The 11851-nt window shown below is 71.7% G+C and carries 8 protein-coding genes; 5 read left to right on the top strand and 3 right to left on the bottom strand.

Translation table 11 applies throughout. The features are described 5' to 3' along the window. Positions 1 to 65 precede the first annotated feature (65 nt). The 3 genes from AC2DFQ_RS11245 to AC2DFQ_RS11255 all read left to right on the top strand — a co-directional run bounded on the left by AC2DFQ_RS11245 (position 66) and on the right by AC2DFQ_RS11255 (position 4068). A complete protein-coding gene (locus AC2DFQ_RS11245) occupies positions 66 to 1907 on the top strand; it encodes an ABC transporter ATP-binding protein (protein WP_484533950.1) in 1842 nt (613 codons plus the stop codon). Next, a complete protein-coding gene (locus tag AC2DFQ_RS11250) occupies positions 1904 to 2719 on the top strand; it encodes an energy-coupling factor transporter transmembrane component T (RefSeq protein ID WP_484533951.1) in 816 nt (271 codons plus the stop codon). Before AC2DFQ_RS11245 ends, AC2DFQ_RS11250 begins: the two co-directional genes overlap by 4 nt. 80 nt (positions 2720 to 2799) lie before the next feature. After that, on the top strand, positions 2800 to 4068 hold the full coding sequence (locus AC2DFQ_RS11255) for an LCP family protein (protein WP_484533952.1): 1269 nt from the start codon (positions 2800 to 2802) through the stop codon (positions 4066 to 4068). 82 nt (positions 4069 to 4150) lie between these two features. Here AC2DFQ_RS11255 and AC2DFQ_RS11260 read toward each other — a convergent pair whose 3' ends face one another. Continuing rightward, entirely contained in the window at positions 4151 to 5314 is a 1164-nt protein-coding gene (locus AC2DFQ_RS11260; protein ID WP_484533953.1) for an acyl-CoA dehydrogenase family protein, read from the bottom strand. A 256-nt stretch (positions 5315 to 5570) separates the two neighbouring features. Continuing rightward, positions 5571 to 6674: a M15 family metallopeptidase gene (locus AC2DFQ_RS11265; protein ID WP_484533954.1), complete on the bottom strand. Its 1104-nt coding sequence runs from the start codon at positions 6672 to 6674 to the stop codon at positions 5571 to 5573. A 107-nt stretch (positions 6675 to 6781) separates the two neighbouring features. On the opposite strand from AC2DFQ_RS11265, the gene AC2DFQ_RS11270 reads away from it, so the two are divergent. Continuing rightward, complete coding sequence (locus AC2DFQ_RS11270) at positions 6782 to 7885, top strand: Rv2578c family radical SAM protein (protein ID WP_484533955.1); 1104 nt, start codon at positions 6782 to 6784, stop codon at positions 7883 to 7885. Positions 7886 to 7988: 103 nt separating this feature from the next. On the opposite strand, the gene AC2DFQ_RS11275 is transcribed toward AC2DFQ_RS11270, so the two are convergent. Continuing rightward, entirely contained in the window at positions 7989 to 10583 is a 2595-nt protein-coding gene (locus tag AC2DFQ_RS11275) for a DEAD/DEAH box helicase (RefSeq protein ID WP_484533956.1), read from the bottom strand. A gap of 263 nt (positions 10584 to 10846) precedes the next feature. Between AC2DFQ_RS11275 and AC2DFQ_RS11280 the strand changes: the two genes are divergently transcribed. Then, positions 10847 to 11761: an aldose 1-epimerase family protein gene (locus AC2DFQ_RS11280; protein WP_484510076.1), complete on the top strand. Its 915-nt coding sequence runs from the start codon at positions 10847 to 10849 to the stop codon at positions 11759 to 11761. The last annotated feature ends 90 nt before the right edge of the window (positions 11762 to 11851 follow it).

Genomic DNA, 11851 nt, shown 5'->3' on the forward strand with positions numbered 1-11851 from the left:
TCCTCGTCGGCGTCCGGCGGGTAAGGATAGGCTAAGTTCCTCCTCGAGCCTTCCGACTGGACGCCGTGAACCCTTCCGAGCGCGATGCCTCCGGCCGCGCTGCGCCCCCTGTCGGCCCGCCGCTGGCGCGCGTGCGGAACCTGGCCGTGACCCACGACGGGACCGATACGGCCACCCCGGCAGACGTGAGCTTCGACGTCGCTCCCGGCGAGGTCGTGCTGATCCTCGGCCCCAGCGGGTCGGGGAAGTCCACCATCGCGCTCTCCTTGAACGGCCTCATCCCCTCCGCCGTGCCCGCGCACGTCAGCGGCACCGTCGAGGTGTCGGGGATGGATGCGGCGACCACACCGGTGCCGGTTCTGAGCACGCGCGTGGGCATGGTCTTCCAAGACCCCGACGCGCAGTTGGTGACCGGAACCGTCCTCGACGAGGTGGCCTTCGGTCCGGAGAATCTGCGGCTTCCGGTCGATGACGTGCGGGCGCGGGCCGCGGACGCCCTGCGGCGCGTGGGGCTGGAGGGCCGGCACGCCGACAACCCCGACCACCTCTCCGGCGGCGGGCGCCAGCGCCTCGCCCTCGCCGCGGCGCTGGCGATGGGCTCGCCCCTCCTCGTGCTCGACGAACCCACCGCCAACCTCGACCCCCGCGGCATCGAGGAGGTCTACGCGACACTGGCGGACGTCGTCGCCGCCGGCGATCGCGCGATCGTCCTGATCGAGCACAACCTCGACTCCGCCGTGGGGCTGGTGGACCGCGTCGTCGTGCTCGATGCCGACGGCCGGCTCGTCATCGACGGACCGGTGGATGCGGTGTTCCGCGAGCGCGCCGAGGAGCTCCACGCGAGCGGGGTCTGGCTGCCGACGTCCACCCTGGCGGCGCTCCGCCTCCGCCGCGCGGGGTACCGCCTCGACCCCCTGCCACTGACCCCTGCCGAGCTGCGCACCGCACTCGAGCGGACGCCCGCGCCCGCCGCATCCGCCCCACCGGGCCCGCTCGGGCGGGCCGGCCGGGTGCGGGAGGACACCGCTCCGGATGGGCGGGACGCGACGGATCCGGCCGCTTCCGCGAGGGTGCGACCGGCAGGTGGCGAGGAGCCGGTCGTCCGGGTGCGCGGGCTCACGCTCATCCGGGGCCGCGGGCGCTCCCGCACGACCGTGCTCGAGGGCATCGACCTGGATGTCGCCGCCGGCGAGTTCGTCGCCGTCGTCGGGGAGAACGGCGCCGGGAAGACCAGCCTCGTGCAGGCGATCGCGGGCGTCCTCCGCCCGCCGCGGGGGACGGTGCACCTGAACGGGCTCGACGTCGCCCGCACCGATGCCCGCACCCTCGCAGCCCACGTCGGCTTCGTCTTCCAGAACCCCGAGCACCAGTTCATCGCGCCCACCGTCTTCGACGAGATCGCGCACGGGCTGCGGATGCAGCGCCTCCCCGACGAGATCGTGCGCGAGCGGACGCACGACCTCCTGCGCCGCTTCGCACTGACCCGCCACGCGCGCACGCACCCGTTCCTCTTGTCGGGCGGGCAGAAGCGGCGCCTGTCGGTGGGCACCGCGGTGGTGGCCGGAGCGCGCACCCTGGTGCTCGACGAGCCGACATTCGGGCAGGATCGGGCGCGCGCGGACGAACTGATGGCGCTGCTGGAAGATCTCCGCGGCGGCGGCACGACCATCGTCGTCGTCAGCCACGACATGCAGCTCGTCACCGACCATGCCGACCGCGCGGTCGTGCTCTCCGGCGGGCGGATGCTGGCATCCGCGGCCACGTCCGCGGTGTTCGCCGACGACGCGCTGCTCCGCCGCGCAGGCCTGCGCCCGCCACCCCTGCGCGTGGCGCTGGCGGATCTGACGCAGCATCCCGAGCTCAGCGGTGCGACGCGTCTGAGCGACCTTCCCGGGGGGCGCGCGTGAGCTCGGTCGCCGACCCCTTCGCCACGGCCGCGGCGGGCCGGGGCCTGCGGTTCCTCCCCGCTCTCAACCCGCTCGCCAAGCTCGCCGGGCCAGCGCCGGCGATGGTGCTCCTCGTCTTCGTGCGCGATCTGGGGACGCCCCTGACCTTCCTGGTGCTCGCCTGCGGGGTGCTGCTCGTCGGCGCGCGGTGGTCGGCCCGAAGAGCGGCAGCCGTCTTCCTCGCGTTCCCGGCGGCCATCGCCGCGGTCGGGGCCGGTTTCTCCCTCTGGGCCGACGTCGACCGCGTCGACCGGTCGGTCACCCTCTCGCAGCTGGGCCCATGGACCCTCTACGCCGGCGCCCTCGACGTCGGCTTCGCCACGGCGCTGCGCCTGGGCGCGATCATCGCCCTCGCCCTCATCGCCGGGATGACGACCGCCGGGCCGGACCTCGTCCGTTCGCTCGTGCAGCAGCTGCACGTGCCCTACCGGATCGGGTACACCGCACTCGCGGCATTCCGTTTCGTGCCGCGCTTCGGCTCGGAGCTCGACGTCATCCGCCAGGCGCACAGGGTGCGCGGACGACGCCGCGGCCGAGGCCCGTTCGCCGCTCTCGCGCGGTGGGCGGGGTACCTCATACCGCTCCTGGCCGGCGCGATCCGTCACGCGGAGCGGGTCGCGCTCGCGATGGATGCCCGCGCCTTCGGCGCGTACCCCGATCGCACCGAGCGCCACGTCGTGCCGTTCCGTGCGCGCGATGTCGTCTTCGTCGCGGCGGCGTGGATGCTCTCGGCCGCCGTGTTCTGGTACTTCCGGCCCTGGCAGGCGGGCTGAACCGACCCGATATCCCCGGATCGGCCGAGGCCGTTGCCTAGAATCGGGCCGATGCCTCGACCGGCGTCGAAAGGGGAGCCATGGTGCGGCGACGCAGAACAGTGGCCCGGCACGCCCGGCTGCGTTCCCCCAGCATCGCCGGTCAGCTCCTCACCCTCGTCGCCGTGGCGGTCGCGGTGGTGCTGGTGGCGACAGCGGGCACGATCGGGTACGCGACCTACGACCTGGCCGCCAGCTTCACCGAGGACGCGGTCGAACTCCAGGACCAGCCCGCGCCGCCCCCCGACATCGGCGAGATCGAGGGCGGGGTGAACCTGCTCCTCACCGGCATCGACGCGTGCGAGCCCGAGTACGCCCACCTCTTCGGGGCCCGCTGCACCGGGCCGGATGCATCCAGCACCCTCAACGACGTCAACATCCTGCTGCACATCTCCGACGACCCACGGCGGGTGACGGTGGTCTCCTTCCCGCGCGACCTCGTCCTGCCGTCGCCGGGGTGCACGCGGGTGGACGGATCGACGTGGCCCGGCGGATCCGTGCAGATCAACGAGCTGTTCGACATCGGCGGGCTCAACTGCGTGGTCGATACCGTGTCCGACATCAGCGACCAGGACATCCAGTTCGCCGCGACGGTGACCTTCGGCGGCGTCATCGAGATCACCGACGCGGTCGGCGGGGTCGAGGTGTGCCTCGCCCGGGGGATGCGCGACCGCAACACCGGCATCGATTGGCCGGCCGGTCCGCGCACCATCCAGGGGATGGAGGCGCTGCAGTTCCTGCGCACCCGCTACGGCGTCGGGGGCAGCGACCTCGCCCGCATCAGCAACCAGCAGCAGTACATGTCGCGGCTGGCCCGGAAGCTCGTGAGCGAGGAGGTGCTCACCGACCCCGCCACGATGTACCGGCTGGCCTCGAGCGCCCTGCGCAGCGTCGATCCCTCGACGAGCCTGACAAATCCGCTCACGCTCGTGCAGATCGCCCTGGCCGTGCGCGACGTGCCGTTCGAGGAGATCGTGTTCGTGCAGTACCCGACGAACGCCGCGCCCGGCGACCCGAACCGCGTCGTACCGAACTACGCCGCCGCGGAGCCGCTGTGGCAGGCGCTCGCCGACAACCGGCCGATCGCGCTCACGGGCGAGGTCGGCGCCAACGACGGCGTCGTCGAGGTGGCACCCCAGGAACCGGCCGAAACCCCCGCGCCCGACCCCACGGTCACGACGCCCGACCCCACGGTCACGACGCCCGCTCCGCCGGCGGACCCCGGGGACGAGGCGGTCGAGCTCCCCCCGAGCATCACGGGGTCCACGGCGGCCCAGGAGACCTGCTCGGCCGGCAACCTCTCCCGCTAACCACCGGTCGACTCGCCAACAAACGTCGCGAATCTCGGCGATTCCGCGCGTTTGTTGGCGAGTCGACGGGGGGACGAGGAGCTCAGCGGCGGCCGGCGAGCTGGCGGCCGACGATCTCGCGCATGATCTCGTTCGTGCCGCCGTAGATGCGGTGCACCCGGGCGTCGAGGTAGGCGCGGGCGATCGGGTACTCGGTGATGTACCCGTAGCCGCCGTGCAGCTGCACGCACGTGTCGAGCACCTCGCCCTCACGCTCGGTCGTCCAGAACTTGACCTTCGCCGCTTCCTCGGGCGTGAGCTTGCCCTCGCCGTAGAGCGCGATGGCCCGGTCGACATACGCCCACTGCACGTCGACGGTGGTCGCGACATCCGCGAGCCGGAACCGCGTGTTCTGGAAGTCGATGACCGGCGTGCCGAACGCCTCCCGGCTCTTCACGTATTCCAGCGTCCAGACGAGGCCCGCTTCGGATGCGGCCGCGGCGGCGACACCGATCGAGAGGCGCTCGAGCGGCAGGTTGCGCATCAGCTGGATGAAGCCGTGCCCTTCCTGCCCGCCGATGAGGTTCTCCTCCGGGACGAACACGTCCGTGAAGGACAGCTCCGCGGTGTCGTGGCCCTGGAAGCCCATCTTGTGCAGCTTCTTGCCGTGCTCGAAGCCCGCCATGCCATTCTCGATCAGCAGCAGGCTGAACGCATCCGGCCGGTTGCCCTCCCCCGTCTTGACGAAGGTGACGACGAGGTCGGCGGTCTTGCCGCTGGAGATGAACGTCTTGGCGCCGTTGACGAGGTATCCGCCGTCGACCTTCTTCGCGGTCGTGGTCACCCCGCGGAGGTCGCTGCCGGTGCCGGGCTCGGTCATGGCGAGCGCGCCGATCACTTCGCCGGTCGCCATTCCCGGGAGCCACTTCTGCTGCTGCTGCGGCGTGCCGAAGTGCGCGAGATACGGCACGGCGAGGTCGTCCTGGATGCCGAAGGCACCGGCGAGCGAGCCGGCGCCCGCCTTGAGGATCTCCTCCATGACGATCGTGCGGAACCGGTAGTCCTGCAGCATCCCGGCGCCGCCGAACTCCTCCGGCACCGACAGTCCGATGAGGCCGGACTGCCCCGCCGCGAGCATCGTGGCTCGGTCGATCTCGCCCTCCGCGTCCCAGCGCTCGCGCGCCTGGTTGCTGACGTAGCGCTTGATGAATTCGCGAACGACCTCGCGGAACGCCTCGTGGTCTTCGTCGTAGATGTCGCGGTCCATGCCGACTCCTCTCCGCTCCGAGTGGATGCTGCGGGCCATGGCCGATCGACCAGGCAGCGCGAGCGAGTCTAGGTCAGCACGCGGTCGCTCGCGCGTTCGCTGTCCGGAACCGCATCCCACCTCTCGTGACACCGCGTGCCGCGTTGGAGGTTGGCGCCAGGTGCGCCCTCCGTCGAGTGCACGGCATCCTGCCGAACGCACGACCTGTGCACGCCGATACGCCGTGCACTGGGCACCACGTCGTGCAGTCGCGGAGTTACTGCGCGTAGCCCGGTGCGGCGGGCAGTCCGAAGAACTCCTCCAGCGTCGTCCATCCGCCGTCGTGGTAGGCGCGCGCCAAGTCGGTTCCGATGTAGCGCAGGTGCCACGGCTCCGGCGCGTAGCCGGTCACGTCGGTGCGCCCCTCGGTATAGCGGACGATCCAGCCGTACTCCCATGCGTGCTCCGCGAGCCAGGCGCCCTGCGGCGTCGCGGCGAGGTCGTCGATCGTTCCGCAGACCTCGGCGCACGGGAGCACGTCCACGGTGAGACCCGACTGGTGCTCGCTGAACCCGGGGCGAGCGCTCACGAGGTCGGCGCCCTCGACGCCGCGGTCGGCGACATGCCCGGCGTAGGTGGACTCCTGCGTCGTGAACGAGCGGTACGCGCTCTCCAGCGCGACCTCACCGGCTCCGGCATCCGCGGCCGCGCGCACGAGCGCCGTCAGCGCAGCCGCCGCATCCCGCCGCAGGTCGCTTCCCACGAGGCCCCGGACCCCCTCCGGCTGCACCAGGGGCGCGGGAACGGCATCGATCGGCGCGTACGGCCGCTGCTTGTTGACCACCACCCACACGCGTGCGGGATCGTCCAGGCGGATGCAGGGAGCCGTGCCCGCCGCGACCGCCGCGCGGAACGGCTCTGGACCGCCGGTGGCGGCGATCGTCGCGGCATCGTCCCCGGCCGCGAGCGCCCCGAGGAGCGCGGGCTGCTCGCAGAGCGTTCCGGCAGCGGTGACCTCGGCCGCCTGCTCGGGGACGGGCAGGCCCTCGGGCGGAAGGGCGAGGATGCGGGCGTTCACGTTCACGCTCACGCTCTCGCTCGGGACGGGGGCGGGCGTGGCACGGGCGGCGGGAGAAGAGTGGCTGATCGGGGACGACATGGCCGGCGGGGCCGTCGTCGCCACCGTGGCCCCCGTCGCCACCGTCGCGGCCGTCGCCCCGGCGACGAGGATCACGGCTCCGGCTGCGGCAACGGCCATCCGCGGTCCGAGGCGCCGACGGCGCGCGTGGCGAGCGATCGGAGTGGGCGCGCCCGCGGCAGCGCGCTGCGCCGCCTCGCGCAGTGCGCGCCGCGTGAAAGCGTGCGGTTCGGGTTCCGTCACCGCTCCATTGTCCCCCGCGGCGGCGCGCGTGCCATCAGGCCGCTGACGTGTTCGACCTGGGACCGGTACGTCTTGACACAGGTTCGTATATCTGTTCCCATTAAGGCATGAGATGGCAAGGGCAGCAGTTGGGCGTGGATGACCCCGCTGCCCTTCCCGGCATGGAGCGGATGGACGGCCTTGTGCGCTCCGTGACCACGCCCGAGTTCACCGGCATGACGTTCCACGAGGTGCTCTGCAAGACCGCGCTCAACCGGGTGCCCGGAGCATCCGCCATGCCCTTCGACTGGACGGTCAACCCGTACCGGGGATGCAGCCATGCGTGCACGTACTGCTTTGCTCGTGGCACGCACGAGTACCTCGACCTCGATGCCGGCAGCGACTTCGACTCGCAGATCGTCGTGAAGGTGAACGTCGCCGATGTGCTGCGCACCGAGCTTCGCCGCGGATCCTGGTCGCGCGAGCCGGTGATGCTGGGGACCAACACCGACCCGTATCAGCGCGCCGAGGGCCGGTACCGGCTCATGCCCCAGATCGCCTCCGCCCTCACCGAGTCGGGCACGCCGTTCTCGATCCTCACCAAGGGCTCGTTGCTGCGGCGCGATCTGCCGCTGCTGACGGAGGCGGCGGCCTCCGTGCGCGTGTCGCTGGCGATGTCGATCGCGGTCTTCGACGATGCGCTGCAGAAGTCGATCGAGCCGGGGACGCCGACCGCACAGGCACGCCTGGACACCGTCCGGGCTGCCACCGAGGCGGGCTTCCGCGTCACGGTGTTCCTCATGCCGGTCATGCCCCACCTCACCGACTCCGTCGCCGCGCTCGACGACGCACTCCGCCGCATCCGCGAGGCGGGAGCGGCGCGCGTCATCTACGGAGCCCTGCACCTGCGCCCGGGCGTGAAGCCCTGGTTCTTCACCTGGCTCGAGCGCGAGCACCCCGAGCTGGTCTCGTCCTATCGCGGTCTCTACCCCGGAGCCGCCGCGCAGGCGCCCAAGCCGTATCGCACGTGGCTCGCCAAGCGCGTGCGCCCGCTCCTGCGGGTGCACGGCCTGAATGGGCGGGATGAGGACGAGCATCCGCGCGCGCGTGCCACGCCCGGCCTCGCCGACCGCACCCCCGGTGCGTCCGATCCGGGTTCACTCCGCGGACTCGGACCCATCAGGACGACACGGCCGCGCGTGGCCCCGGCGAGCGAGCCGACCCTGTTCTGACGCCGGGCCCCGGAAACCGCGAAACCGCACCCTGCCGACGAAGCAGCGACATAATGTCGCCGTCTCGTCGGCCGGATGCGGTCTCGCGGAGTGGCTGCTCCGATCAGGCGGGGGCGTCGCCGGTCCGCGCGGGCACGGCGGGCTCCTCGTCGAGGAGCTCGGTCCGCTCAGCGGCGGCCTCGGGCTCCTCAGGCGCGGCCGCGGGAGACTCGGGCGCCTCAGCGGAGAGCTCGGACTCCTCAGCGGAGACCTCGGTCGCCTCAGCGGAGAGCTCGGGCTCCTCAGCGGAGACCTCGGTCAGCTCGGGCTCCTCAGCGGCGAACTCGGGCTCCTCAGCGGAGACCTCGGTCACCTCGGGCTCCTCAGCGGCAGCCTCGGGCTCCTCGGCGAACTCCGTCGCCGCGGGCTCGGACACCTGGCGCGGTGCCGGCACGGCAGGCTCGGCCACCTCGGCCGTGATGCCGAGACGGATGTCCTCGAGGAGGTCGTCGCCGACGCGCACGTCGTCGAAGGGCGCCTGAATCTCCGCACGCTGCAGCATCTCGGTCATGCGCCGGCGGCGCTGGCGCGGGATGAGCGTCACGACGGTACCCGCGCGCCCCGCGCGACCGGTGCGGCCCGAGCGGTGCAGGTACGTCTTGTACTCGTCCGGGGCGTCGGCCTGGATCACGAGGTCGATGTCGTCGACGTGGATGCCGCGGGCCGCGACATCCGTCGCCACCAGGACGTTGACGCGGCCCGAGGTGAGCCGCTCGAGGTTGCGCGTGCGCTTGGCCTGGTTGAGATCGCCATGCAGCGCGACGGCTGAGATGCCGGCGTCGTCGAACTGCTCGGCGAGCATCTCGGCGTAGGCGCGCGTGCGGGCGAAGACCAGGGTCTTGCCGTCGCGGTCGACGAGCGAGGTGAGGATCTCGGCCTTGTCGCGGTGGTCGATGACGAGGATGCGGTGGTCGATGGTGCTCGACTCCTGCGTCTCGCCGGCGACCTCGTACACCGCGGGATCCACGAGGAACTCGTCCACGAGGGCTGCGACCTCACGGTCGAGCGTCGCCGAGAACATCAGCTTCTGTGCACCGTCCTGCACCAGGCGGAGGATGCGCTGAATCGGCTCGAGGAATCCGAGCTCGCTCATGTGGTCGGCCTCGTCGAGCACGACGATGCGCACCTCGGAGAGGTCGAGCTTGCCCTGGCGGATGAGGTCTTCGATACGCCCGGGGGTTCCGATGATGATGTCGACACCCTTGCGGAGCGCACCCACCTGGCGCGCCTGGGGCACGCCGCCGTAGATCTGCGTCGTGAACAGGCCGACGCTGCGAGCGATGGGCTGGATGGTGCGGTCGATCTGCAGGGCGAGCTCGCGCGTCGGAGCGAGGATGAGCGCCTGCGGCAGGCGAGCGAAGGCACGCTTCTGACCGGCCTGCGAGCGAAGAAGGCTCTCGACCAGGGGCGCACCGAAGGCGATCGTCTTGCCCGAGCCCGTGCGCCCACGTGCGAGCACGTCACGGCCCTCGAGGATCGGGGCGACTGTAGCTGCCTGGATCGGGAACGGCGTGGCCGCACCGAGGTCGGCGAGCGTGCGGACGATGTTGTCGCCCAGTCCGAGGCTCGTGAACGTCACATCCGAGCTCTCCTGCGTCTGGACGGCCTCGGCCTGCAGCTTCTCGTGCACGACGTCGACGTGCTGCTCGTGCGCCTTCGACGCGGTCTCCGACTTCCAATCCGAGCGGTTCGGTCCGGCGTCGCGGCGCGGGCGATCGTCGAAGGAGCGGGCCGGGCGGTCATCGCGACGCGGGCGGTCATCGAACGAACGCGCCGGGCGGTCGTTGAACGTCCGCGCGGGACGGTCATCGCGTGCCGGACGGTCGTTGAACGTCCGCGCCGGACGGTCATCGCGTGCCGGACGGTCGTTGAAGGAACGCGCCGGACGGTCATCCCGCGCCGGACGATCGTTGAAGGAACGCGCCAAACGGTCATCCCGCGCCGGACGGTCATCGCGACGCGGGCGGTCATCGAACGAACGCGCCGGGCGGTCGTTGAAGGAACGCGCCGGACGGTCATCGCGTGCCGGACGGTCGCCGAACGACCGCGCAGGACGGTCATCACGGGCCGGACGGTCGCCGAACGAACGAGCGGGACGGTCATCCCGGCGGGGGCGGTCGTCGAAGGAACGCGCCGGACGGTCGTTGTAGGGCCGTGCGGGACGGTCATCGCGCGCCGGGCGGTCGCTGGACGTGCGCTCCGGACGGTCATCCCGAGTGGGACGGTCGTTGGTGCGCGCGGGACGGTCGTTGTACGGCCGTGCGGGACGGTCATCGCGGGCCGGGCGGTCATCGAACGAACGCGCGGGGCGGTCGAAAGACCGAGCGGGGCGGTCGTCGTACGAACGTGCCGGGCGGTCGTCGAAGGAGCGACGCGGGCGGTCGTCGAACGAACGGGCCGGACGCTCGCCCGAGCGGATGCCGCGTGCCTCGTCGCGCCCGGCGCGCTCCTGCGCGGTCCAGCGGCGCTTCGGCTCTGCCGCGCCCGCCTCGGCGGGGCGATGGCCGCGGTGGTTGGGGCTCTTGGTCCCGGGCTTGGACGCCGCGGGGCGCGCGTCGTCGGGGCGGCGCTTGCGGTCCTGGTACGACGGCTTGTCGCCGTAACGGGGCTCGAAATTCTTGGCGGGGCGGCCGCCGGCCGGGTTCTTGCTTTTCGGCATGGGGATCTTCCTGGGTTGTATTCGCGCAAACAGCACGCGCCGTGCACGCGGCACGGCACAAACCCGGACATCCGTCGGCCGGGGCCATTAACTCTGATGATCGTCGGAGCGGATTCGCTCCTCCCATCGGCCCCTTGGACTCACAAACCCATCCGCGCACAGCGCGGTGTCCAAAGCCGACTCATCAACGCTAGCGCACCCACCTGGGAAGGTGCCCGACGCGCCGCCCACGGCGTGTACGCCGCGGGCCATACCCTGGGCGTATGACGTGGCTCCCCGCAGATCCGACGGGGCGACGGTTCCGCCTCACGACGGACACGGCGACGGCCGAGGTCGCCCAGGTCGGCGCCGCCCTGCGCGCCCTCACCGTGGGCGGCGTGGACCTCGTGCCGCGGTATCGCGACGACATCCCCACGCCGGCCGCGTCGGGGATCGTGCTGGTGCCGTGGCCGAACCGCGTCCGCGACGGCCGGTGGACGCAGCGCGGCGTGACCCGTCAGCTCGCGATCAGCGAACCTGCGCTCGGCAATGCCAGCCACGGCCTGCTCCGCTTCGCCCCCTACCGGGCGGAAGAGGAGGCGACAGATCGCGTCACCCTCTGTGCCGACATCTTTCCGCAGACCGGCTACCCCTTCACTCTGCAGACGCGCGTCACGTACACCCTCACCGACGACGGGATCACCGTCCACCATGATGTGCGCAACGCCGGCGCCGATGACGCCCCGGTCGCCGTCGGCGCACACCCTTTCCTTCAGATCGGCACCGCGAACACCGCCGATCTCGTGCTGCGCTCCTCCGGCGCCACGCGCGTGCTGACCGACGATCGGAAGCTCCCTGTGGGCGAGGCGCCCGTGGATGCGGCGACCGACCTGAGGGAGGGCCGCCGCGTCGGCGACCTCGATCTCGACACCGCTTATCGCGACCTCGATCGCGACTCCGGCGGTCGGGCGCGCACCACCCTCACCGCCCCGGATGGCACATCACTCACGCTGTGGCAGGGCGAGGGGTTCGAGTGGACCCAGGTCTTCACGACCGACCGCTTCCCCGACCACCCCGTCGCCCTCGCGGTGGAGCCCCTGACGGCGCCTGCGGATGCCTTGAACTCCGGCACCGGCGTGCGCTGGCTGCATGCCGGTGAGGCATGGTCCGTCGAGTGGGGGATCACCCGGACGTCGTAAAAACGCTTCCGACCGCGCAGGAACGCCCACTTGTGAGAGAACTCTCACGCCCCTGAGCCAAATTGGTCGTCCTGACGCCCATCTGGCCTC

The sequence above is a fragment of the Microbacterium sp. Z11_20 genome (genome assembly GCF_057197605.1).

Excerpts from the sequence above, each read along its gene's own strand:
- AC2DFQ_RS11260 (WP_484533953.1), bottom strand. The coding sequence starts at position 5,314 with ATGGACCGCGACATCTACGACGAAGACCACGAGGCGTTCCGCGAGGTC.
- AC2DFQ_RS11275 (WP_484533956.1), bottom strand. The coding sequence starts at position 10,583 with ATGCCGAAAAGCAAGAACCCGGCCGGCGGCCGCCCCGCCAAGAATTTC.
- AC2DFQ_RS11280 (WP_484510076.1), top strand. The coding sequence starts at position 10,847 with ATGACGTGGCTCCCCGCAGATCCGACGGGGCGACGGTTCCGCCTCACG.
- AC2DFQ_RS11255 (WP_484533952.1), top strand. The coding sequence starts at position 2,800 with ATGGTGCGGCGACGCAGAACAGTGGCCCGGCACGCCCGGCTGCGTTCC.
- AC2DFQ_RS11270 (WP_484533955.1), top strand. The coding sequence starts at position 6,782 with ATGAGATGGCAAGGGCAGCAGTTGGGCGTGGATGACCCCGCTGCCCTT.